General features: G+C 59.3%; 19 protein-coding genes, 3 tRNA genes and 1 riboswitch. Of the genes, 7 read left to right on the top strand and 15 right to left on the bottom strand.

Going from position 1 to position 22760, the window contains the following annotated elements:
* Positions 1-9: 9 nt before the first annotated feature.
* Positions 10-223, bottom strand: a riboswitch (cobalamin riboswitch).
* Positions 224-241: 18 nt separating this feature from the next.
* Positions 242-691, bottom strand: a complete 450-nt coding sequence (locus tag ACSAMW_RS01825; protein ID WP_500592390.1) for a PACE efflux transporter — start codon at positions 689-691, stop codon at positions 242-244.
* A gap of 93 nt (positions 692-784) precedes the next feature.
* Between ACSAMW_RS01825 and ACSAMW_RS01820 the strand changes: the two genes are divergently transcribed.
* The 4 genes from ACSAMW_RS01820 (at position 785) to ACSAMW_RS01805 (ending at position 7740) form a co-directional block, all read left to right on the top strand.
* Positions 785-1675, top strand: coding sequence for a LysR substrate-binding domain-containing protein (locus ACSAMW_RS01820; RefSeq protein WP_500592389.1), 891 nt, complete (start codon positions 785-787; stop codon positions 1673-1675).
* 213 nt (positions 1676-1888) lie between these two features.
* The gene (mexE, locus tag ACSAMW_RS01815) at positions 1889-3124 is read left to right on the top strand and encodes a multidrug efflux RND transporter periplasmic adaptor subunit MexE (RefSeq protein ID WP_500592388.1); all 1236 of its coding nucleotides are present in this window, start codon (positions 1889-1891) and stop codon (positions 3122-3124) included.
* Positions 3125-3136: 12 nt separating this feature from the next.
* Positions 3137-6322, top strand: coding sequence for an efflux RND transporter permease subunit (locus tag ACSAMW_RS01810; RefSeq protein WP_500592387.1), 3186 nt, complete (start codon positions 3137-3139; stop codon positions 6320-6322).
* Positions 6322-7740, top strand: a complete 1419-nt coding sequence (locus ACSAMW_RS01805) for an efflux transporter outer membrane subunit (protein WP_500593939.1) — start codon at positions 6322-6324, stop codon at positions 7738-7740. Before ACSAMW_RS01810 ends, ACSAMW_RS01805 begins: the two co-directional genes overlap by 1 nt.
* A gap of 91 nt (positions 7741-7831) precedes the next feature.
* On the opposite strand, the gene ACSAMW_RS01800 is transcribed toward ACSAMW_RS01805, so the two are convergent.
* The 5 genes from ACSAMW_RS01800 to ACSAMW_RS01780 form a co-directional block, all read right to left on the bottom strand.
* A complete protein-coding gene (locus ACSAMW_RS01800) occupies positions 7832-8140 on the bottom strand; it encodes a hypothetical protein (protein WP_500592386.1) in 309 nt (102 codons plus the stop codon).
* Between the two features lie 76 nt (positions 8141-8216).
* Positions 8217-10616, bottom strand: a complete 2400-nt coding sequence (locus ACSAMW_RS01795; RefSeq protein WP_500592385.1) for a response regulator — start codon at positions 10614-10616, stop codon at positions 8217-8219.
* 30 nt (positions 10617-10646) lie between these two features.
* Positions 10647-11108 carry a response regulator gene (locus ACSAMW_RS01790; RefSeq protein WP_500592384.1) on the bottom strand — a complete coding sequence of 154 codons (462 nt, stop codon included), beginning with the start codon at positions 11106-11108 and terminating at the stop codon, positions 10647-10649.
* A gap of 33 nt (positions 11109-11141) precedes the next feature.
* Positions 11142-13388: an ATP-binding protein gene (locus tag ACSAMW_RS01785; RefSeq protein WP_500592383.1), complete on the bottom strand. Its 2247-nt coding sequence runs from the start codon at positions 13386-13388 to the stop codon at positions 11142-11144.
* A gap of 341 nt (positions 13389-13729) precedes the next feature.
* Positions 13730-14587: an SDR family oxidoreductase gene (locus ACSAMW_RS01780; protein ID WP_500592382.1), complete on the bottom strand. Its 858-nt coding sequence runs from the start codon at positions 14585-14587 to the stop codon at positions 13730-13732.
* A 229-nt stretch (positions 14588-14816) separates the two neighbouring features.
* On the opposite strand from ACSAMW_RS01780, the gene ACSAMW_RS01775 reads away from it, so the two are divergent.
* Positions 14817-14902: transfer RNA gene (locus tag ACSAMW_RS01775), tRNA-Leu, on the top strand.
* A 341-nt stretch (positions 14903-15243) separates the two neighbouring features.
* On the opposite strand, the gene ACSAMW_RS01770 is transcribed toward ACSAMW_RS01775, so the two are convergent.
* The 7 genes from ACSAMW_RS01770 to ACSAMW_RS01740 form a co-directional block, all read right to left on the bottom strand.
* Complete coding sequence (locus ACSAMW_RS01770) at positions 15244-15822, bottom strand: DUF1349 domain-containing protein (RefSeq protein WP_500593938.1); 579 nt, start codon at positions 15820-15822, stop codon at positions 15244-15246.
* 335 nt (positions 15823-16157) lie between these two features.
* Positions 16158-16231: transfer RNA gene (locus ACSAMW_RS01765), tRNA-Cys, on the bottom strand.
* A gap of 37 nt (positions 16232-16268) precedes the next feature.
* Positions 16269-16344, bottom strand: a tRNA-Gly gene (locus ACSAMW_RS01760).
* 67 nt (positions 16345-16411) lie between these two features.
* Positions 16412-16969 carry a CDP-diacylglycerol--glycerol-3-phosphate 3-phosphatidyltransferase gene (gene pgsA, locus ACSAMW_RS01755; RefSeq protein ID WP_168080958.1) on the bottom strand — a complete coding sequence of 186 codons (558 nt, stop codon included), beginning with the start codon at positions 16967-16969 and terminating at the stop codon, positions 16412-16414.
* Positions 16970-17001: 32 nt separating this feature from the next.
* A complete protein-coding gene (gene uvrC, locus ACSAMW_RS01750) occupies positions 17002-18825 on the bottom strand; it encodes an excinuclease ABC subunit UvrC (protein ID WP_500592381.1) in 1824 nt (607 codons plus the stop codon).
* 2 nt (positions 18826-18827) lie between these two features.
* Positions 18828-19472, bottom strand: a complete 645-nt coding sequence (gacA, locus tag ACSAMW_RS01745) for a response regulator transcription factor GacA (protein ID WP_168080954.1) — start codon at positions 19470-19472, stop codon at positions 18828-18830.
* A 95-nt stretch (positions 19473-19567) separates the two neighbouring features.
* Entirely contained in the window at positions 19568-19924 is a 357-nt protein-coding gene (locus tag ACSAMW_RS01740; protein ID WP_500592380.1) for a helix-turn-helix domain-containing protein, read from the bottom strand.
* Positions 19925-20005: 81 nt separating this feature from the next.
* Here ACSAMW_RS01740 and ACSAMW_RS01735 point away from each other — a divergent pair, with 81 nt between their 5' ends.
* Entirely contained in the window at positions 20006-20248 is a 243-nt protein-coding gene (locus tag ACSAMW_RS01735; protein ID WP_168080950.1) for a DNA-binding protein, read from the top strand.
* Here the strand turns inward: ACSAMW_RS01735 and ACSAMW_RS01730 are convergent.
* A complete protein-coding gene (locus ACSAMW_RS01730; protein WP_500592379.1) occupies positions 20230-21075 on the bottom strand; it encodes an NAD-dependent protein deacetylase in 846 nt (281 codons plus the stop codon). The genes ACSAMW_RS01735 and ACSAMW_RS01730 overlap by 19 nt on opposite strands.
* Before the next feature lie 195 nt (positions 21076-21270).
* On the opposite strand from ACSAMW_RS01730, the gene ACSAMW_RS01725 reads away from it, so the two are divergent.
* Positions 21271-22326, top strand: coding sequence for a tetratricopeptide repeat protein (locus tag ACSAMW_RS01725; protein WP_500592378.1), 1056 nt, complete (start codon positions 21271-21273; stop codon positions 22324-22326).
* A gap of 31 nt (positions 22327-22357) precedes the next feature.
* Here ACSAMW_RS01725 and ACSAMW_RS01720 read toward each other — a convergent pair whose 3' ends face one another.
* Positions 22358-22735 (bottom strand): response regulator, encoded by a 378-nt coding sequence (locus tag ACSAMW_RS01720; RefSeq protein WP_500592377.1) that lies wholly within the window; start codon positions 22733-22735, stop codon positions 22358-22360.
* Positions 22736-22760 lie beyond the last annotated feature (25 nt).

The raw sequence follows: 22760 nt of genomic DNA, 5'->3' as shown, positions 1-22760 counted from the left end.
CCGGTTGAATGGAAAAATCGGCACGAGGCAGGTCTCCTGGCTCACGGCGCCACAGGCCAAAGGGACTGTAGCGGCCTGGCGCCTTCCCGCGCAGTGCGCAGTGGCATCGGCCAAGCTTTTCCGTTCACAGTTGCGGGGGCAGCCGCGGCTTGTTACCGCGTTCCCATCTTAGCCTTGCCGGAGAACTCATTCCCGGCAAAGCACCTCGAAGGGGCAAGCCTACGCAGTGCCAGGTGCAAGGTCAATCAAGGGTGGCGTGCGCCGTATGCCCGGCGGCTGGCTGCACTGGCAGCCCGAAGGCCTTGTCGAACATCCATTGGAAGCCATAGGCGTACACGAAGAAGAACGCGAACAACCCCAGGTCAGCGAGAAATGCGACGGCCAGCGTAACGCCCAACCCATACGCCATGATGGGCGTGAGCATCACCACAAGGCCGCCTTCGAACCCCACGGCATGCAGCAGCCGCCTTAAGGGCGTACGCTCGCGCCAGCCCCGGCGTCGCTCGAACGCCTCGAACAGGTGGTTGAACACCATGTTCCAGCCTAAGGCTACGGCACTGAGTACCACCGATAGCACCGTAGAGTGCCCCATGCCCTGCCCGAACACAGCGGCCAGCGCAGGGGCCACGAACACCAGCGCGCCGGCTTCGTACAGCACGGCTTGAAGGACCTTGCGGGGTACGCCTTGCATGACAAAAGCTCCTTGAACAGGGCATTGAGTTTCATGGCTTGAGGCCGTGCGTGCAAGCCAGTAGATTTAAGCCACCCTTAACGAGGCTAACGAGTGTTTGCCCAGCTTCCCCTCACTGCCCTGCGCGCCTTCGAATCCGCCGCCCGCTTGGGCAGCTTTGCTGCTGCAGCCGATGAGCTGAGCGTCACACCGGCGGCTATTTCCCATCAAATCAAGTCCCTGGAGCAATGGCTGGGCACGCTGCTGTTCGAACGGACCGGCCAAGGGGTACGGCTAAGCGAAACCGGCCGGTGCCTGCAGGCCGGGCTGCACCAGGCGTTCGCCGGAATACACGCTGCTGTGCAGCCTCTCTTGCCAGACGAAGCCTCCAATACGCTGGTCATTACCACGACCCCAGCGTTCGCCAGCTTGTGGCTGATTCCGCGACTGGGCGACTTCTACGCCCGCTGCCCGCACGTGAATGTGAGGGTCGAAACGTCCGACGCACTGACCGACTTAGCGCGAGACGCGTCGGTGCACCTGGCGATACGCGCCACCTTTCGCCCAGAGCCGGACCTGCACCAGGTCACGCTATTGGAAGAACATTTTGCCGTGTATACCCCCCACGGCTGGTCCCCCTCCGTGGCCCAAGCGCCAGTGCTGATTGACATGCCTTGGGCCAGTAGCGTGCCGGGTACCCCGGACTGGCCTCAATGGTGCGCCCTCGCCCAACACCCGCATTGGCTGTCTCGCCCTGGGCGCCGCTCCTATGCCGATGAGCAGCATGGGCTGCTGGCCGCCATTTCCGGCCATGGGCTGGTGCTGGCCAGTGACGTGCTGGTAGCGGACAGTGTGAATAAAGGGTTGCTACAACCTTACCTGCCACACCTGCGCCTGCCTGCGGCGACCTATCGGCTAAGTTGCCTGCCTGGCCGGGAGCGATTGCCAGCAGTGAGGATGTTTATGGAATGGGCGCTGGATGTTGCGAAGGGGTTCCCGGCGTAATCACAGCAGACCATGGGAGCTTTATGCCAAGGCGTTGCCTGGTCCCATAACAGGGTTCAGCGTTGTACCTATTGTTCTTAACCCGGAAAGACACCCTTTCACAATCTGAATCATTGTGACTGATAGTTATCTTCGAACCATTCGATTCGTCGATAGTCCCGCGCCCGGCCATGATCCGCTCCATTCCTGATAAACAAACTGGGCGGGCCTCCTTTGGAACAGTCATTCAAACCTTTGCACTACCCTCTTGCGGTACTGGCGCTTGCGGTGCTTGCCGCCTGCAGCAAGGCGCCAGAGACCGCACAGGCGCCTCAGGCTCCCAAGGTGAGCGTGGCTGAAGTGCTGGACCAGCCCGTGAACGAGTGGGACGAGTTCACAGGCCGCCTGGAAGCGCCGGAAACTGTGCAGGTGCGCCCACGTGTGTCTGGCCAGATTGACCGCGTAGCCTTCAACGAAGGCGCGCTGGTCAAGAAAGGCGACCTGCTGTACCAGATTGATCCCCGCCCGTTCCAGGCGGAGGTAAACCGCCTTGAGGCCCAGTTGCAACAGGCCCGCGCCAACGCTGCCAACAGCGAGAGCGAAGCCAGCCGGGGCGAACGCCTGCGCAGCGCCAATGCCATTTCAACCGAGCTGGCCGACGGTCGCAAAAGCGCTGCCCTGGCTGCCCGTGCAGGTGTCGCCGCCATTCAGGCCCAGCTTGAGCTGGCCCGCCTGAACCTGAGCTTCACCCGTGTGGCTGCGCCCATCAGCGGCCGCGTGGGCCGTGCAGAAATCACTGCCGGCAACCTGGTAACAGCGGACAGCAGCTTGCTTACCAGCCTGGTGTCCACGGACAAGGTGTATGCCTACTTCGATGCGGACGAGCGCGCCTTCCTCAAATACAGCCAGCTGACCCGCGAAGGCCGCGTGAATGAAGCAGCGCCGGTGTACATGGGCCTGTCCAATGAAGACGGCGACACGCACCTGGGCCAGCTCAACTTCCTGGACAACCAGGTCAACCCGCAAACCGGCACCATTCGTGGCCGTGCCGTGTTCGATAACCGCAACGGCGACTACACCCCAGGCCTGTATGCCCGCCTCAAGCTGGTAGGCAGCGGTGTGTATGAAGCCGTGCTTATCAAGGACGAAGCCGTGGGCACGGACCTGGGCAAGAAGTTTGTGCTGGTGATGGACAAGGACAACAAGGCCACCTACCGCACGGTAGACTTGGGGCCCAAGCTTGAAGGCCTGCGTATCGTGCGCAGCGGCCTGGCCAAGGGTGACAGGATTGTAGTGAACGGCCTGCAACGTGTTCGCCCAGGCTCCACCGTCGACCCACAAACCGTGCCCATGGCCAGTGACCAGACCTTGGCTGCCCTGGCCAGCCAGCGCCAGGCGCTGGAGGCTAGCAATCCACCAACCCCGCCTCATCAGCAAAACGTGGCCGCCACCGCCACCCCTCGCGGCTAAAGGATCAGCGCCATGACCTTCTCAGGCTTTTTCATCAAACGGCCGATCTTTGCGGCTGTGCTGTCATTGCTGATCCTGATCAGCGGTGCCATCGCCCTGTTCAAACTCCCAATCAGTGAATACCCGGAAGTGGTGCCGCCCACGGTGGTGGTGCGTGCTAACTTCCCTGGCGCCAACCCCAAGGTGATCGGTGAAACCGTCGCCTCGCCTTTGGAACAGGCGATCACAGGGGTGGAGAACATGCTGTACATGTCCTCCCAGGCCACTGCCGATGGCAAGCTCACCCTGACGATCACCTTCGCTTTGGGCACCGACCTGGATAACGCCCAGGTGCAGGTGCAGAACCGCGTGACACGCAGTGAACCCAAGCTGCCCGAAGAAGTGACGCGCATCGGTATTACGGTGGACAAGGCCTCGCCAGACCTGACCATGGTGGTGCACCTCACCTCGCCCGATCAGCGCTACGACATGCTGTACCTGTCCAACTACGCCGTGCTCAACATCAAGGATGAGCTGGCGCGCCTCAACGGCGTGGGCGATGTGCAACTGTTCGGGATGGGCGACTACTCCCTGCGTGTCTGGCTGGACCCGAACAAGACTGCTTCGCGCAACCTGACCGCCACAGACGTGGTGAATGCCATTCGTGAACAGAACCGCCAGGTCGCCGCCGGCCAGTTGGGTGCGCCACCGGCCCCCAATGCCAGCAGCTTCCAGCTGTCGATCAACACCCAGGGCCGCCTGGTCACCGAAGACGAGTTCGAAAACATCATTGTGCGTGCCGGTGCCGATGGCCAGATCACCCGGTTGCGTGATATTGCCCGCGTAGAGTTGGGTTCCAGCCAGTACGCCCTGCGCTCGCTGCTCAACAACCAGCCTGCGGTGGCAATCCCGATCTTCCAACGCCCTGGCTCCAACGCCATCGACATTTCCAACCAGGTGCGCAGCCGCATGGAGGAGCTCAAACAAGGCTTCCCCGAAGGCATGGACTACAGCATCGTGTACGACCCGACCATTTTCGTACGGGGCTCCATCGAGGCGGTGATTCACACCCTGTTCGAAGCCCTGATCCTGGTGGTGCTGGTCGTGGTGCTGTTCCTGCAGACCTGGCGCGCGTCCATCATTCCCCTGGCGGCTGTACCGGTGTCGCTCATCGGCACCTTCGCCGTGATGCACACCTTTGGCTTCTCCCTCAATGCGCTGTCGCTGTTTGGGCTGGTGTTGGCCATCGGCATCGTGGTGGATGACGCCATCGTGGTGGTGGAGAACGTGGAGCGGAACATTGAGCTGGGGTTAGAACCAGAAGCCGCAACCCATCAGGCCATGTCCGAAGTGACAGGCCCGATCATTGCGACTGCGCTGGTGCTGTGCGCAGTGTTCATCCCCGCAGCCTTTATCTCTGGCCTTACCGGGCAGTTCTATAAGCAGTTCGCGCTCACCATTGCCATCTCCACGGTGATCTCGGCGTTCAACTCACTTACCCTCTCCCCTGCACTGGCCGCTGTGTTGCTCAAAGGTCACGACGCGCCCAAGGACCGCTTCTCGCGGATACTGGACAAGCTGTTCGGCGGCTGGCTGTTCCGCCCCTTCAACCGCTTGTTCGAAAAGGCCAGCCATGGCTACGTCGGCACTGTGCGCCGGGTGATCCGTGGCAGTGGCATTGCATTGATCGTGTACGCAGGCTTTATCGTGCTCACCTGGTTTGGCTTCGCCCATACACCCACCGGGTTCGTACCGGCCCAGGACAAGCAGTACCTGGTAGCCTTTGCGCAACTGCCGGATGCTGCCAGCCTGGACCGCACCGAGGACGTGATCAAGCGCATGTCGTCCATCGCCATGGAGCAACCGGGCGTGGCCAACGCCATCGCGTTCCCAGGCCTGTCCATCAACGGTTTCACCAATAGCCCTAACAGTGGCGTGGTGTTCGTAGCCCTCAAGGACTTCGACGAGCGTACCGACCCGAGCGAGTCGGCGGCGGCCATTGCAGGCGCCTTGAATGGCAAGTACGCGGCTATCCAGGAAGCGTACATGGCCATCTTCCCACCGCCGCCGGTCCAGGGGTTGGGTACCATTGGTGGGTTCCGGGTGCAGGTAGAAGACCGGGGCAACCTGGGCTATGACGAGCTGTTCAAGGAAACCCAGAACGTTATCGCTAAAAGCCGCAGCGTGCCGGAGCTGGCTGCGTTGTTCACTAGCTACACCGTGAACGTGCCTCAGGTGGACGCCAACATCGACCGTGACAAGGCCAAGACCCATGGCGTGGCCATCAGCGATATCTTCGACACCTTGCAGGTGTACCTGGGCTCGCTATACGCCAACGACTTCAACCGCTTTGGCCGCACCTACCAGGTAAACGTGCAGGCAGACCAGCGCTTCCGCCTGGATGCCGAGCAGATTGGCCAGTTGAAGGTGCGCAACGACCGTGGCGAGATGATTCCGCTGTCTACTTTGATCAAAGTAGAGAACTCCGCCGGGCCCGACCGTGTGATGCACTACAACGGTTTCGTGACGGCTGAAATAAACGGCGCAGCTGCACCGGGTTACAGCTCGGGCCAGGCTCAGGCTGCCATGGAAAAACTGCTGCGCGACGAGTTGCCCAATGGCATGACCTACGAATGGACCGAGCTGACCTACCAGCAGATTCTTTCAGGCAACACCGCACTTTTCGTGTTCCCGCTGTGCGTACTGTTGGCTTTCCTGGTGCTGGCCGCCCAGTACGAAAGCTGGAGCCTGCCGCTGGCGGTGATCTTGATCGTGCCCATGACGCTGTTGTCGGCCATTGCCGGGGTGATCATTGCTGGCAGCGACAACAACATCTTTACCCAGATCGGCTTGATCGTACTGGTAGGGCTGGCCTGCAAGAACGCGATCCTGATCGTGGAGTTCGCCAAGGACAAGCAGCTTGAAGGCCTGGACCCACTGGCCGCGGTACTGGAAGCCTGCCGCCTTCGCCTGCGCCCTATTCTCATGACGTCCTTCGCCTTCATCATGGGTGTAGTGCCGCTGGTGCTCTCCAGTGGCGCGGGTGCCGAAATGCGCCATGCCATGGGTGTAGCGGTATTCTCGGGCATGCTGGGGGTTACGTTCTTTGGCCTGCTGCTGACGCCGGTGTTCTTCTTCCTCATTCGTCGTTTCGTGGAGCGTCGTCAACAGAAGCATGCTGCCCACGCTTCCTCTGCTCGCCTGGAGACGCAGCCATGATGTCGCTGACCCGTTTCACACCGACCTTGCTGGTGCTGACGCTGGCGGGCTGTGCTGTAGGCCCAGATTACAAGGCGCCCGCCTCGGCACCGGCCAACCTGACTGAAGTGCCCCAGGGCGCTGCTCAGTACGACCGTTCGCGATTCGAACGGCTGTGGTGGCAGCAGTTCGATGATCCCGCCTTGAACCAGCTTGTGGCTCAGGCACTGGATGGAAACCGTGACCTACGCGTGGCGTTCGCCCGTGTAAAGGCCGCGCGCGCCATCCGTGACGACGTGGCCAATGACAACCTGCCCGTGGTAACGGCCGGAGCCAGCAGCCAGGTAGGCCGAGGCCAGGTGCCGGGGCAAACTGACAAGCGCGTGAACATCGAACGTTATGACCTGGGCCTGGACATGGCCTGGGAGGTGGACCTGTTCGGGCGGATTCAGCGCCAGCTGGAAGCCAGCGACGCCCGGGAAGGTGCCGCACAGGCGCAGCTTGAGCAACTGCAAGTCACCCTGATTGCCGACTTGGTTGACGCCTATGGGCAACTGCGCGGGGCTCAGCTGCGCGAACGCATTGCGCAGGACAATATCGCCAACCAGTCCGCTTCACGGGACATTACCGTGAAGCTGCGCGATCTGGGCGTGGGCGACTCTTTCGACGTAGTGCGCGCCGAAGGTCGGCTAGCCGGCGTTGAAGCCGCCATTCCCCTACTGCAGGCTGAACAGGCTCGGGCGCGTCACCGAATTGCAACCTTGCTGGGCCAGCGCCCAGATGCGCTCGCCCTTGACCTGGCGCCGCACCCGCTGCCGGCCATCGCCAAGGCCTTGCCGATCGGAAACCCTGGTGATCTGTTGCAACGCCGCCCAGATATACGCGCAGCTGAGCGTGACCTGGCGGCAGCCACTGCCAACGTGGGTGTGGCTACAGCAGACCTGTTCCCTCGCGTAAGCCTGAGCGGCTTCTTGGGCTTTACCGCCGGGCGTGGTTCACAGATCGGGTCGGCCGCCGCTCAGGCTTGGAGCCTAGGCCCTAGCATCAGTTGGGCAGCCTTCGACCTAGGCAGCATCCGTGCCCGGATCCGGGGTGCCAACGCAGATGCTGAGGGCGCGCTGGCTACGTATGAACAGCAGGTATTGCTGGCCCTGGAAGAGTCAGAAAACGCCTTTAGCGACTACGGGAAACGTCAGCAGCGGTTGGTGTCGTTGATTCGGCAGAGCGAAGCCAGCCGCACTGCAGCCGAGCTGGCAAAGGTCCGGTATCAGGAAGGCACAGCCGACTATCTGGTACTGCTTGATGCTGAGCGGGAACGGTTGGTAGCCGAGGATGCGCAGGCCCAAGGGGAAGTTGATCTTTACCATGGGGTGGTAGCGATCTATAAGGCGCTGGGGGGTGGGTTGAGTGATACAGACCCTGGTGTAGCTCTTCGATGAGCTGAGTGTATTACCGGTGTTCGCGGGCTTTGCCCGCTCCTACCTTTTAGGAAGAAGACAGGGTCGTCCCGCGAATCGGCTGCACTCAAGGTTAAATAGGCGTCGCTTGGTCGTGGTCGCCCAGGGGGGCGCCACGGTGGCCACCAGCAAGGCGCTTGGCCTCATCCACTGCAAATTTCAGGATTTCGCACGCCGGGCCCGGATCATCTTCCCGGCGCTTGGACTTGTGATTGAGTTCCTTGCCGTCGCTGTCCATGACCCATATCTCGGACTGGTACTCGCGTTCCCCCAACTGACGCACTACGGCACGGATGCTGGTGCCGTTATCCAGCACTTCCGTATGTTCCTTGGGCGAATGATCGGCGCCCATCCAGTCTTCGTGTTCGTGTCCGTGTGCCATGAGGTTTCCCTATTGTCTGGGTTCTATCGGTATACAGAATGACCGATGCCCACAAGGATGGTTCACTGATGGCCTTTCAACTGGACGAGGGTGCGGCAACCGGGGAAAGCGCCATACGCAGTTTCTGCACAAGATCCTCTTCGCGGAATGGCTTCTGGACAATCAGGTATTCGTCGTCCAGGCCACCCACTTCGGCATAACCGGTAATGAATACCACCGGCAGCAGTGGATAGCGCTCACGTGCTTCCCTGGCCAACTCCGCCCCGGTTGCGCCTGGCATGGCATAGTCGGTCAATAGCACATCAATTTCACCGTCCAGCCGTTCCAGGGCCTGGGTAGCACTGTCTGCCTCCAGCACACTGTAACCCAGGGCGTCGAGCAGCATCGCTGTCACCTGCCGCACGTTGGAATCATCGTCGACCAGCAACACCCGATGGCGCAGGCCATCTGGCGGCAGCAATGTGTCGGCCTGTGTCACCTCAGGCAAGTTCAACCCGGGGGTACGCATGCCAGGCAGGTATACTTTTACAGCAGTGCCTTTGCCAACGGCGGTCTCGATGGCCACGCCACCGCCGGACTGCTTGGCAAAGCCAAAGACCTGCGCCAGGCCCAGGCCCGACCCTTTGCCCACACCCTTGGTGGTGAAAAACGGTTCGAAGGCCTTGGCATGAACGTCGGGTGGCATCCCATGCCCCGAGTCCTGGATCGTCAGCACCACATAATCGCCCGGCTCAGGATCTTCTGGGCGAATAGCTGCTCGGGTGACGGTTTCGTTGGCTGTGATCAACCGCAGGGTGCCGCCGTTGGTCATGGCGTCCCGTGCGTTGATAGCCAGGTTGAGAATGATCATTTCGGTTTGAGTGGCGTCGACCAGCGCATTCCACAGCGCAGGGTCTTTCTCAGTTTCAATCCAGATACTGCCGCCTAGGGTACGTTGAAGCAGGTCCAGCATTCCCGAAACGGTATCGTTGAGGCTGACAGCAGCCGGTTCAAGCCGTTGCCGACGAGAGAAGGCCAACAGTTGGCTGGTCAAGCGGGCGCCGCGCTCGGCGGCTTCCTGAATGCTGTGCAGGCGGCTGTCAAAGCGTGCGTAATTGCCACGCCCCAAGTCCCTGATCAAGAAATTGGCGCTGGCCAGAATCACGGTCAACAGGTTGTTGAAGTCGTGTGCCACGCCGGCGGTCAATTGCCCGACGGCCTCCAGGCGTTGCATCTGCTGCAAGGCTGCTTCGATTCGCTCCCGCTCACGGATCTGCTCGCGCAACCGGTCGTTGGTCGCTGCCAGCTCATCCAGCACCATGCGCTCACTGGTGATGTCACGGGCTACGGCATACATCATTCCCTGGTCCGGCACGATGGTCCAGGACAGCCACCGGTAGTCCCCGTCGGCATGGCGCATACGGTTGACGAAACGGCTGGAAACGATACCGTCGGTGACCTTGCTGACTTCGTCGCCCGTTGCACCCAGGTCGTCCGGGTGTACCAGGTGCCATAGCCCCAGCTGCGACAAGGCACCCCGAGGCCAACCCAGGGTGCTTTCCCACGCAGGGTTGAGGGCAGCAGGCTGCATGTCGAAGTGCAGCACCGCCAGTAGTTCACGGGACAGTTCCCACGTTCGGTCACGCTCTCGGGTGCGCTTCTGGACACGGTCGCCCAGCAGGTCGTTAAGGCGCTCCAGCGACTCGGTCGCCTCTTTCTGCGTGGTGATGTCCTGTAACACGCCACTGAACCGTACGCACGCCCCATTCAGGAAATGGGACTGGCCGCTGCTGGAGAACCAGCGCTCAGCGCCACTGGGCAAACTGACCCGGTATTCCACGTGGTAGGTGTGGTCCTGCCCTGCGTCGAGGGCTTCGTTCACACGGCGGGTGACTTCAGGCAGGTCGTGAGGGTGAATGCTTGAATAGAACAGCGGCAGGGTAACAGGTACGGTTGCCTCCAACTCGTACATGACGCGCATGCGCTCGTCCCAGTTCAGTACCCCTGTACGGGGGTTCAGCTCCCACGTACCCATACGGGCCGCTTCGATGGCAATGCGGGCGCGAGCCTCAGCCTCGTGCAGGTTGAGCTCGGCCAGTTCTCGCTGCCGGCGTTCGTGAACTTCTGCCAAGGCGCGTTTGACGGCCGCGGGCAGCAACGGAAGGCTTTGCTTGAGTACGTAGTCTGTAGCACCTTGGCGCATCATTTTCACTGCGTGCTCTTCACCGAACACACCCGAAATGAAAATGAACGGCACCTGGGGCGAAATTTCACGCGCAATGCCCAGCACCTGCTCGCCCGACGACCCTGGCAGCACCACGTCGCTGAGCACCAGGTCGAACGTATGCGCCCGCATCATATCGGCCACGTTACTGTGGTGATGGACCAGGTAGGGTTCGAACTGCAGCCCACTGCGCTCTAGGGCAAAAAGTGTAAGCTCGGCGTCGCGATCGCTGTCTTCTATGAGCAACAGCTTGAGTGGCGCTGGGGTGGGCACGGGGCAATAATCTCGGCGTAGGGCGGCAGGTCAGTTCACAGGGCGCCGCTTGAGGCGCAGCGAACCTGGCGGTGGCTCGTTCAGTACTGCCCAGAAAATACCCAGGTCTGAAATGGCGGCCACGAACTCCTTGAATTCGACCGGTTTCACTACGTAGGCGTTCACTCCGAGGGAATAAGCGCTGGTAAGGTCCGGCTCTTCTCGGGACGAAGTCAGCATCACGATAGGAATGCTCCGCAGCCCCTCATCGGCCCTTACGGCTTTAAGCACTTCTAGCCCGTCGACCTTGGGTAATTTCAGGTCCAGAAGCAGCACCGCCGGGTTGCCCTCCGGTCGGTCAACGTAGTGATTGCGACGGAACAGGTAGTCCAGCGCCTCGGCACCGTCACGGTGCACGATGACTTCGTTGGCCAGCTGGCTTCGCTCCAAAGCAACCAGGGTCAGTTCCAGGTCGCGAGGGTTGTCTTCCACCAGAAGAATCGGTTTGAGCATGTCTTACCTCTTGAATAAATGCGGTGGCCGTTTCTATTGCTTGTCTGGCAGGGCAAAGTAGAACGTCGCCCCTTGCCCGAGCACGCCTTCGGCCCATACCCGTCCCTGGTGGCGCTCAATGATTCTGCGCACGCTGGCCAGGCCGATCCCGGTCCCTTCGAATTCTTCCATGCGGTGCAGGCGCTGGAATACCCCGAACAGTTTGCCGGCATAGGCCATGTCGAACCCGACGCCATTGTCCTTCACGTAGATGACCGTCTCGCCAGCTTGCTCCCTGCGCAGGGCGCCGACTTCAATAACTGCCGTGTCCTGCTCCCGCGTATACTTGATGGCGTTGGACAGCAGGTTGCGCAAAGCCAGGTGCAGAAAAGCGGCATCGCCCAGTACAGCAGGCAACGGCAGGATATTCCAGACGACGTTACGGCCCTCGTAATCTGGCACCATTTCTTCACGGATAGCCTCAACCAAAGCGCCCAGGTTGACGTCTGAATGCCGCAAGGCAGCACGCCCCATCTGCGAAAAGCTCAACAGGTTGTCTACCAGGGTGCCTGCAAAACGGGCAGAGTCGCTGATGTGCTCAAGGAAACGCAGCCCTCGATCAGACAGCTTGTCACCATCGAAATCTGTCAGCAGCTCGGTGTAACCGGCGATGTGCCGCAGGGGGGCTCGCAGATCATGGGATACGCTGTAGGAAAAGGCTTCCAGCTCCTTGTTGGACTTCTTCAATTCACCCGCCATGGCCGCCAGCTCTTCGGCCTTGCGCAGCACGATCCCCAGCACCGCCGTACGCAGCTCGACCACAGCCTCCACCGCCAGCGGGTCCCATGGCTTGGAGAAACCCCTGACCTCTTCCTGCCACTGCTCGAAACTATTGCGCGGGCTGAGCGCACCACTTGGCGCCACGCTCTTTTCCGGGCGCCCTGCCCAGTTGACGGTGCGGGCCTGTTCCGGCCTGAACCAGATCAGGTAATGGTTATGGATCTTGGAAATGGCAACGGCGAGCAACCCCGCAGCGTGCTCAGCAATGTCGCAGTGGCTGGGCACATCCCGGCCCACGTTGTCGCTATGGAACACATCATCGGCGCCTTCGCGACCCAGCCAATGGACTAGCGCTTCGATCGCCGGCTGAGGCGGCGTTTGCCCGACGAGTTCGCAGCGGCCTTCGCTGATGATGGCAGCACCTGCAGCCTCCACAAAACCCAGGAAGGTATCAGGCACTGTGAGCAGGCCCTCTGGCACACTGTCACGGTCCGCCATTGCGGAGAGCAATTGCACCACGTGCTGACGAAGGCCCAGCAACCGTTGTGTGTCGGCATGGGCCTCTCGCGCTTCGATCTGTAACGACAACACATTGCCTAACAGCTCACAGGCCGTGCGCACCTGTACATCGACCCTTCGTGCATGAGCATGATGACAAGCGACCAACCCCCACAGCTTGCCCCGCACCACGATGGAGATGGACATGGACGCCTGCGTGCCCATATTGCGCATGTATTGAAGGTGAACTGGCGAAACGCTTCGTAATGCCGAATAGCTCAGGTCCAGCGCCTGGGACGTTTTCGGATTCAGGGCCGGCACGATTCGAGACGGCGTATAACTGGCACTCTCGATCACACGAATGCGATTGGTGGAATACAGTGCGCGAGCCTGAGCGGGGATGTCGCTGGCTGGAAACGACAAGCCCAGGTAGCTGTCGTAGCCCTCCTCTCGCTCCTCCGCCAGCACAGAGCCGCTGCCAGTGGCGTCGAAGCGGTAAGCCATGATCCTGCCAAAGCCTGTAATGCGACGAACCTCGGCGACTGCACGGCGGCACAGGCCCTGAACATCTTCCAGGTCCTGGAGTTCAGCGACAAAGGAGCGCACAAGAGGGTAGAGCTGGCCATAAACGGCTGTCACGTCTGAAGCGGGTTCAAACTCCGCGATCAACACCGAATCCCAACGGTGCAGCAACATGGCATAGGGGCCGTGCTGGCTTGGGGTAGCGAATGTGACGTCACCCAAGTGAAACGGATGCGGATCTGCTGCAGGCAACGCGGCCAAACGAGCCTGAAGGAGCTCAGGCGCTGTGATCAGCCCGGCCAAGCTGCGGCCTAGCAGTTGAAGAGGTAATGCCCCCAGCCAGGTTTCGACGTTTTCGCTGGCCTGCAACACGTGAAGGCTGGCGGGGTCCAGCACCAGCAGGAAGCCATGGGGCTGGATGCTTCCTGGAATCTGGATCGGCTCTTGTGCGCATTGCTCTATGGCGGCGGCAAGGGCCTGTTCCGATTCACGTAGGGTCACTGCATGCTCCAAGGCAACGGTACTAATAAGTTGGACAATACCTTAACAGACTTGTACAAAAACCTGCACAGGTCGAAGGTTCAATTTCTTATTCTACTGCCGAAATGGATGGTTGATTCATAAAACATTAGATAAGGGCTATGTGCGCCTGGCTACTTTGGATCCGCCAAGTGCTCATGCTTATTATCGTTGGAAACGGGGATTGATAGTCTAATGTCAACGCTTGGCTCGTTGCGTGTGGCCTGCGTACAGGTACACCTCTGTGACACCCTAGAGAAACCCTGCCACGGCACCTAGTGAGCAAGCCTCCAGGCGCAATGACAGGGCAAATTGCGCAGCGGCTAGAGAATTGGCTTTCCGCCGGTTACACCAAACCGAGTACCGGAAATATAACTGGATTCATCCGAAGCCAGCATCACGTAGATAGGGGCTACTTCAACAGGCTGGCCGGGCCGGCCTAGTGGCGTCTGCGAGCCGAATTCGGCGACCTGGTCTTCAGGCATCGTGGCGACGATCAGCGGTGTCCAGATAGGGCCAGGTGCAACGCTGTTGACCCGAATGTTCTTCGGCCCCAGCATCTGGGCAAGGCCGGCACTGAAGTTGGAGATGGCGCCTTTGGTGGCCGCGTAAGCCAGCAAGGTAGGCGTGGGGTTGTCGGAGTTCACGGACGAGGTATTGATGATGGAACCCCCAGCTTTCATGTGGGGTACCGCCGCCTTGCAGATACGGAACATGGCTGTAATGTTCACATCGAACGTGCGAACCCACTCCTCGTCCGGAATCTCCTCCAGGCTTTCGTGGGTCATCTGGAAGGCAGCGTTGTTCACCAGCACATCGATACGGCCGAACTCGGCCACGGCCTTGTCTACCAAGCCGGTGCAGGTATCTTTCAAGGAAAGGTCTCCTGGCACCAACACGCACCTGCGGCCGGCCTCTTCCACAATACGCTGCGTGTCCTGTGCGTCTTCATGCTCATTCAGGTAACCAATAACCAGGTCGGCGCCTTCGCGGGCGAAGGCGATCGCCACAGCGCGGCCGATACCGCTGTCACCACCGGTGATCAGGGCGACTTTACCCTCCAGGCGTCCGGAGCCTTTGTAACTGTCTTCACCGCAATCGGGCAGTGGGTCCATCTTGGCCTGGCTGCCTGGAACAGGCTGAGGTTGCTTGGGGAATGGTGGGGTTGGGTACTGTTTCACTGCGCATCTCCCATGGTCGAGTAATAGGGTTGCGACTACCTGGGAAGCTGCACGGTTCATTTGGATTTCCGCCCCCCCACCTTCGGATACACCGCCGGCGCCTGCCGGAAACCCTCGTGTTTTGCCCATGCCCTTGCCAGCAAGCAGAAGGGTGTATATATTCTTGGCCTGACGCCGATAATGCTTCTGCTTCAAGGGTTTATCGGCATCGCTACACCACAGCGCTACCGCCCGAATGGCGAAATTGGTAGACGCAAGGGACTTAAAATCCCTCGCCCTTTGGGCGTCCCGGTTCGACCCCGGGTTCGGGCACCATCGTGATTTCTGGGGTTTCATGGCCCCTTGGAACGCTTTAGGGCATGCGTTTTCGGCCCGCAAAAAACCATTTGATCCGCAATTATTCCTTCCGGCACCTCTTGCTAGCCTCCCGCCCTTCTTGAGCTATAGGATGCAGGCTCTTCTATAAGTGAGCCTGAGGGTTAACTGTGCACGCCTGAAGAAGAACACCTTGTACCCTTCTTGACTGAATGCTTCGAGCCGGCTAAACAGCCGATATTGCAAATTCAGCAATTCCCGTAGGTCGACCCCATTATCAACCCCTATCGCTAAGCGCACGGCCCGATCCCTCTGCGGAAATGGACTGCTCGGTACAGGGGCTAGGTCAAGTCATGCAGGTCTCGCTGAAGTGCCTGGCTCAAAGACCATTCAGAAAATCTTGCTTTCAAACCCTGCCGTTGTGGTGTGCAGCACATAGGGCCAACTAGATAGCTTTGGGCCTTGGGAAAGGGAGCAAGCCTGAGCAATGGCCAAGTCACCCCGTCTGTTGAATACTGCAAACGTAACACACCATCGCAAATGGTTAAGCGAAGCCAAAAATCGTTCGGGTTTCCAATGAAGTAGCCAGGCGCCCAGTCCGACTGACCTTTGGTCAGGACGCTACCGATCATTGGCCTTCCATCACTTATTTCCACCCCCGCCTTGAGCCAGGTCTCCTGATCGAGCCTGAGCATAATGCCCGCTTGATCATAAAGCTCGCGAAAATCGGCATTGATTCTGACCTGAGCTGTAAAGTTTCCTGTAGTGGGAAACCCTAAGAAATGTCCACTGTCACGTACGAATCCATAATGGGTTTCACGCCAAAAGTCACTCTGGAAGTCGGTAACTATCTCCAAGGAGCTATCAGTCAGGACCTGGTAAAAGTTTGGTTTATTCAGCCAGTGAGCCGCTTGCCACATTGCCCCCTCAACGTTCTGAGAGACTGCTTCAACCTGTTTCTTATCCACTATTACCACTCCATTGACAGTTGGAGTGCAGAATGAAATCACACCCTTCACATGACCTCTAGCCTTGAAGGCTGTATTGAGAAGAGTCAGGTAGCTTTTTGCGGATATTCGGCTGCCAATTGCCGTGAGGGCGCTATTCGATGGTTGCCATGCTGCTGAGCCTGCAGTGCAGCCCTGGGACGTGCAAATATTCCCAGCGCCCCAGGATTGCCCCAAACGGCTTACCGGAAAAAATCCGCCACAATAAGAAAAGCCCCGCAAACCTAAGGTCTGCAGGGCTTCAATAATGGAGGCCGAGGTCGGAATCGAACCGGCGTAGGCGGATTTGCAATCCGCAGCATAACCACTTTGCTACTCGGCCTCAAAACATCCAACAGTAAACTGCCTGATGTTAAAACTGGAGCGGGAAACGAGACTCGAACTCGCGACCCCGACCTTGGCAAGGTCGTGCTCTACCAACTGAGCTATTCCCGCATCGTGTTGACGGGCGCCATTCTATCGAAACCGTATCCCCCGTCAAGCCTTTGATTCGAAAAAAGTTTTATTTCTTAACATCTGTACTCAGATGAGGGAGCGCTGCACGTAGGTAATTGATCATCGACCACAGGGTAAGCGCCGCGGCGATCAGCAACAAGGCATAGCCTACCAGCACGATGAAGGTAAGCGCTGGCGGATTTCCGAGCAGGATGATGAGCGCCACCATTTGTGCAGCCGTTTTCCATTTGCCGAGGTTGGACACTGCCACATGAGCACGCGCGCCCAGCTCTGCCATCCACTCACGCAGCGCCGAAACCACGATTTCGCGGCCTATGATCACGGCCGCAGGCAGGGTAAGCCAGATAGTAGCGTGGTTCTCCACCAACAGCACCAGCGCGACCGCCACCATCAGCTTGTCGGCCACAGGGTCCAGAAAGGCACCGAAGGGGGTGCTTTGCTCAAGACGCCGGGCCAGATACCCATCGAGCCAGTCCGTAGCGGCGGCCACGGCAAACACGCTACTGGCTGCCAGGTAGCTCCAGTTATAAGGGAGGTAGAACAGCAGGATGAAGATCGGAATCAGCGCAACGCGCAGAAGGGTCAAGAGATTAGGAATATTCATTGGCACGACTGGCAGCGGGTTGAGCCGCCATTCTACTCGCTGTGCAGGTTGGCATAAATCAACTCGGCCAGCTTTTTACTGATGCCAGGTGCTTTGGCAATTTCATCGATGCTGGCCCGACTGAGTTCCTGCAGGCCGCCAAAGTGCTTGAGCAGGTCGCGCCGGCGCTTAGGCCCTACGCCATCAATGCCTTCCAGCGTAGAGGTTCTGCGTGCCTTGCCGCGGCGGGCGCGGTGGCCCGTGATTGCAAAACGGTGCGCCTCATCCCGTATCTGCTGGATAAGGTGCAATGCGGGCGAGTCGGCCTTGAGCGTGAACTCGTTTGTAATGTCGTTCAGGTAAAGGGTCTCGAACCCGGCCTTGCGGGTCACGCCCTTGGCAACACCGATCAAAATAAGCTCGGGCACTTCCAAGGCCTGCAATACTTCACGCGCCATGTTCAACTGGCCCTTCCCGCCGTCCACCAGCAATACGTCCGGTAGCTTCCCCTCACCACTCTTGATCTTGCTGAAGCGCCGGGTGAGCGCCTGATGCATGGCGGCATAATCATCACCACCGGTCACGCCCTCTATGTTGTAGCGCCGATAGTCCGACTTTATAGGGCCTTCAGGGCCGAACACTACGCAAGAGGCCACAGTAGCCTCACCGCTGGAGTGGCTAATGTCATAGCACTCCAGCCGTTGCGGTGGTTCATCCATGCCCAGCACGTCTGCAAGGGCAGCGAAACGGGCCGTGACATGTTGCCGGTTCGCCAGCCGGGCTGCCAAAGCCTGGTCGGCATTGGTAACGGCCAGCTGCTGCCAGCGTGCACGCGTGCCTCTCACCCGGTGGCTTACCGTGAGTTCGCGCCCGCGCAAGCTATTCACGGCCTCGATCAGTGCTTCTATGTCTTCAGGCAACGTATTGACAATGATTTCTGCCGGCAACTCACGCTCAGAGCTACCAAGGTAGTACTGCGAAAGAAACGCCGACATCACTTCATCCAGCGATTCTTCAATGCCTACCTGAGGGAAGAAATTCTTGCTGCCTAATACCCGGCCACCGCGCACGCTGATCAAATGTACGCATGCCCCACCTGGGTTGGTGAACGCAGCGACCACATCTACATCACCTGCCCCCCCCTCCATGCTCTGCTGATCCTGGACGCGACGAAGCACAGCGATCTGATCACGCAGCTCGGCTGCCTTCTCGAAATCCAGATCCAACGCTGCACGCTCCATGTTGCCGGACAACTCGTTGGTCAACTGGTGGCTGCGCCCCTCCAGAAACATGATCGAATGGCGTACATCCTCGGCGTATTCAGCGCCCTCCACGGCCCGTACACAGGGTGCCTTGCACCGCTTGATCTGGTACTGAAGGCACGGCCGGGTGCGGTTTTTAAAGTAGCTGTCTTCGCACTGGCGAACCTGGAAGGTTTTCTGCAGCAGGCTCAGGCTTTCCCGAATCGCCCCTGCGCTGGGGTAAGGCCCAAAGTACCGGCCTTTTCCCTTCTTTGCACCGCGATGGATACTGAGCCTGGGGAACTCGGCATTGGAGAGGTACACATAAGGGTAGGACTTGTCATCGCGCAGAAGAATGTTGTACGGGGGGCGCCACTCCTTGATCAGAGTCTGCTCAAGTAGCAGCGCCTCGGTTTCATTGGCAGTGATCGTCGTTTCCACCTGGGCGATATGCCCCACGAGCGCAGCGGTCTTGGGCGCTAGCCCGGTTTTGCGGAAGTAACTGGCAAGGCGCTTTTTAAGGTTGCGCGCCTTGCCCACATACAGCAGGCGGCCGCCCTCATCGAACATCCGATAGACGCCAGGGCGCCCGCTACAGGTCGACAGAAAAGCGGCTGGATCAAAGAGTAGAGTCATGTTTACGCGTTGGCGTCGACCATGCCGTGGCGAACGGCCAGCAATGTCAGTTCGACATCGCTGGTAATGGAAAGCTTTTCAAAGATGCGGTACCGGTAGGTATTCACGGTCTTCGGAGAAAGGCATAGCTTGTCAGAGATGTTCTGTACCTTCTGACATCCCACGATCATGAGCGCAATCTGGATCTCGCGCTCGGACAACAGATCAAAAGGCGATGACGTGGTTTGCGGCTGGAACGACTTGAGCGCCAACTGCTGGGCGATCTGTGGGCTTATGTAGCGCTGGCCGGCAAATACCAGACGGATCGCCTGGACCATTTCAGTCAAGCCTGCGCCCTTGGTAAGGTAACCGGCCGCACCTGCCTGCAGCAGGCGCGTAGGGAACGGATCTTCCTCGCATACCGTTACCACCACCACTTTCAGATCAGGATGGCTGCGCAACATTTTGCGCGTTGCTTCAAGCCCGCCTATTCCCGGCATTTTCACGTCCATCAGCACGACGTCCGGCCCCAGGTCTCGCGCTGCCTTGAGCGCCTCCTCGCCTGACTCCGCCTGACCGACCACCTGAAGCCCGTCGATATCGGACAGCATTCGAGTAATGCCTGTGCGTACCAGATCGTGATCATCGACCACTAGCACCCTAATCAAGCAGACACCTCTCGTTACGCTTTACGTTCAGAACGGTACATTAACAAAGATCCATCCGTCCTACCTAGGCCTAAACGAAAACAACGCTGCCAACCTTAGCGGCCACGCTTGCGCTCACTACCAGCACCCGGCGCTATCGCTGCCATTGCATCAACCATGACCACCATTGCTGCACGGACCTTGGATGGCAACGTGCGAAAACCGGACAGCAGGCGAACTTCATCATCGGCCAGCCCGCCACCCCGATTAACGTGGCGCTCGCCAGTCAACACGTAGAGTACGTCCACCTCATGGCCTGCAATTGCCACAAGGTAATCCGCCCTTGGCCAGCGCTCGCCACTTTCATATTTGCCCTGTGCATTGGGCTCAACCCCGCCGATTTCACCAAACGCCCGCTGCGTAAGTTTCAAACGCTCACGCTCCTCCCGGATCCGGGGACCTATTGAAGTCATTTGAATGTATAATCCTTTTCGTAACATCCGTTTGGGTTTCTTACCAAAACGCTATTAAATCAAACAAAACGGACTTGAACTATGCACGGTATACGGACTGCCGCACAAGCCAGAGCCTGGCTGGATCGGCAAGGAAAATCGGTTCAACAGTTTGCACGGGAGCACAATGTGGATGCGGCCACCACCTATCAGGTGCTGTCAGGGCGCAAAAAGGGACGGCGCGGGGAGGCGCATAAAGTGGCTGTATTGCTCGGCATGAAAGAAGGCATCATTCCCTCAGATACCGAGCCAGCCAGGCGAGTGCTTCACAGTACGCCCAGGTGATCGGCAATCCAGGGCAAGGCGGTTTCGCAGGGTTGGCTCACTTTGAGTGCCAGCAAGGCATCGGCCCGGGTCCTCCCCAGATTGATCGCCAGCAGAGGCTTGCCTTGCCGGGACATTTCCAGGCAAAGACGATAACTTGAATAGGCCATTAATGATGACCCCACCACCAGCATGAGGGCGGCCTGCTCGGCTGCCTGCCAGGCAGCCTGAGCAACGCGGGGGCACACGCCGTCGCCGAACAGGACTACGTCCGGCTTAAGCCGGTCCCCGCCGCACGCTGGGCAACCGGGCAAGGTGAAGCGCTCCAGAAAATGCGCGGCCAAGTGAGCATCTCCGTCTGGGGCCAGTACGGCATGTACCTCTTGAAGCGCAGGGTTGGCAGCCTCCAATGCTTCCTGCATGCAGGTACGCGGCAGCCTTGCCCCACAGTCAAGGCACATCACACGGTGCAGGTTGCCGTGAAGTTCAATGACATGGCGACTCCCTGCCCGGTCATGCAGGCCATCCACATTTTGGGTGACCACCGCAACGATATGGCCAGCCGCTTCAAGGCGTGACACTGCAACGTGTGCGGCATTTGGCCGAGCAGCATCAACGCCCTGCCACCCCACCATGGCGCGTGCCCAATAACGCTTACGCGCTTGAACCGAACTCAAAAACTCTTGGTGCATCATTGGCGCATTGCCACGGCGGACGCCTTCGGCGTCCCTGTAATCCGGAATACCGGAAGCCGTGCTGATGCCAGCACCCGTTAGCAACACGATGGGCTGGCCTGCAAGGCGCTCGCACAGCACTGAAAGGACCTCATCGGCCTGGGTATTGTCCATCGCAACCTCCGTCACAGCCAAGGAGCCTGGGCCCAATGGGTGATAGAAGGTTAAACCAGCCGGAGCACACTTGGATGAATTGCGACGAATACCCTGAAGTGAACAGGCATTGGCAACACAGGCAGGCCTACCTCCGGGTTTGACTCGATGGTAGATGTAGCCGAAGCTGTCGGCCTTGCCGCAGCGGACGTTCGAATGACCCGCGTTACACGCCTTTTGATAGCAACCTGCATTGCCATAGTCAGTGGGCTAGGATTTTGGTATGCCTCTACACCTGCACCGGTGTCAATACCTGCAGCTGCCGAGCATGGCTACGCCAGTGCACTGCATGCGGCACGCGCAGGTGGCCCCGGCGCAGCCCGCCTGTTGTATCAGCAACTGGACCGAGCAGACCTTACGCCTTCCGGCCGAGCTGCTCTCTTTGCCGTATTGCCAGATTACCCCAGCCCACGGGCACTGGCATTCGCACGGGCGGGCTTGCAGGCCTCCAGCCCCATGGTCCGGCTCGCGGCCGCCCAAGCGGTGGTAAGTTTGATGCCGGTTGCCGAACAGCCGCAAGTGCTTGGCCCCTTGCTCGATGATGCAGACGAAGGCGTTCGACAGGCTGCAGCTATAAAGCTGCTAACCTTTGGCGTTCAGCAATTGGGCGCCTACGGTGATAGGCTTGACCAAGTGCTGGAGGGCTTCGCCAGAGACCTTGAAAGCCAGACAGCTGACCCCACTGCACAACTGCAACTGGCAACGCTACGCCTGCAGCAGGGGAAGCCTGCACTGGCTCAAGCCTGCGCACGCGCCATATTAGCCTTGCAACCTGACAACCTGCAGGCACGGGTCATATTAGCCAAAGCGCTTGATCGCTTGGGCAGCCCTGATGAAGCCCGGGAAACCTTGGCCGAGCCCTTGCGAGAGCAGCCCGACAATGCGTTCCTGCAACACGAGCTCGGGCTGTGGCTACTCAGCCATGACCAGCCTGCCTACGCCTTGCTCGCGCTTACCAAAGCCGTAGAACGTGCCCCCCAGAACGCCACTTACCGCCTGGACCTGGCCTTGAGCCTGCACCGCCTGGATCAGCCAGAAGCGGCACAGGCTCAGCTGGACCAGTTGGTGAGGCGCCACCCGGCCAATCGCAAAGCCAGGGTGCTGTTGATTGACTACTGGAAACAAGCAGGCCAGTTACAGAATGTTCAGGTTCTGCTGGCTGAGCTAGAGCAACAGAACCCAGATGATCCGGCGCTTGATCAAGGGCTCTAACTGCGAGCAAGGCATCGCACGTGGCAGCGCGTTATGCCAGTTCCTTGCGAATAGCGACCTGTAAGTCATCCAGCTCAAACGGCTTGGCAAGTACGGGCGCACGCTGAGCGATAGGATGTACGCTGTCCCGGATCTCCTTGGGATACCCACTGATAAAGATCACTTTGAGCTCAGGCCGTAGCTTTACTGCAGGCTCGGCAATATCGACGCCCGAGATTCCGCCTGGCAGCCTGTAATCGGTGATCATCAGGTCCAGGTGCGGCTTGCGTGCCAGAATGTCGAAGGCTTCTACACCATTCTCTGCTTCCAGAACGTGATACCCCTCCCCCTGAAGATAGTCGCGAAGGATCTGGCGTATCACCGCCTCGTCTTCAACGATCAGCACTACGTCTTGCGCATCTCCACTCATTGCATTGCCTATGTAAGATTGTCTC

This window comes from Pseudomonas sp. AB39(2026), assembly GCF_059831485.1.
This window is presented reverse-complemented; position numbering and strand designations above follow the sequence as displayed.

Excerpts from the sequence above, each read along its gene's own strand:
- ACSAMW_RS01825 (WP_500592390.1), bottom strand. The coding sequence starts at position 691 with ATGCAAGGCGTACCCCGCAAGGTCCTTCAAGCCGTGCTGTACGAAGCC.
- ACSAMW_RS01810 (WP_500592387.1), top strand. The coding sequence starts at position 3,137 with ATGACCTTCTCAGGCTTTTTCATCAAACGGCCGATCTTTGCGGCTGTG.
- ACSAMW_RS01805 (WP_500593939.1), top strand. The coding sequence starts at position 6,322 with ATGTCGCTGACCCGTTTCACACCGACCTTGCTGGTGCTGACGCTGGCG.
- ACSAMW_RS01800 (WP_500592386.1), bottom strand. The coding sequence starts at position 8,140 with ATGGCACACGGACACGAACACGAAGACTGGATGGGCGCCGATCATTCG.
- ACSAMW_RS01790 (WP_500592384.1), bottom strand. The coding sequence starts at position 11,108 with ATGCTCAAACCGATTCTTCTGGTGGAAGACAACCCTCGCGACCTGGAA.
- ACSAMW_RS01770 (WP_500593938.1), bottom strand. The coding sequence starts at position 15,822 with ATGTGGCAAGCGGCTCACTGGCTGAATAAACCAAACTTTTACCAGGTC.
- pgsA (WP_168080958.1), bottom strand. The coding sequence starts at position 16,969 with ATGAATATTCCTAATCTCTTGACCCTTCTGCGCGTTGCGCTGATTCCG.
- uvrC (WP_500592381.1), bottom strand. The coding sequence starts at position 18,825 with ATGACTCTACTCTTTGATCCAGCCGCTTTTCTGTCGACCTGTAGCGGG.
- ACSAMW_RS01740 (WP_500592380.1), bottom strand. The coding sequence starts at position 19,924 with ATGACTTCAATAGGTCCCCGGATCCGGGAGGAGCGTGAGCGTTTGAAA.
- ACSAMW_RS01735 (WP_168080950.1), top strand. The coding sequence starts at position 20,006 with ATGCACGGTATACGGACTGCCGCACAAGCCAGAGCCTGGCTGGATCGG.
- ACSAMW_RS01730 (WP_500592379.1), bottom strand. The coding sequence starts at position 21,075 with ATGGACAATACCCAGGCCGATGAGGTCCTTTCAGTGCTGTGCGAGCGC.
- ACSAMW_RS01725 (WP_500592378.1), top strand. The coding sequence starts at position 21,271 with ATGACCCGCGTTACACGCCTTTTGATAGCAACCTGCATTGCCATAGTC.
- ACSAMW_RS01720 (WP_500592377.1), bottom strand. The coding sequence starts at position 22,735 with ATGAGTGGAGATGCGCAAGACGTAGTGCTGATCGTTGAAGACGAGGCG.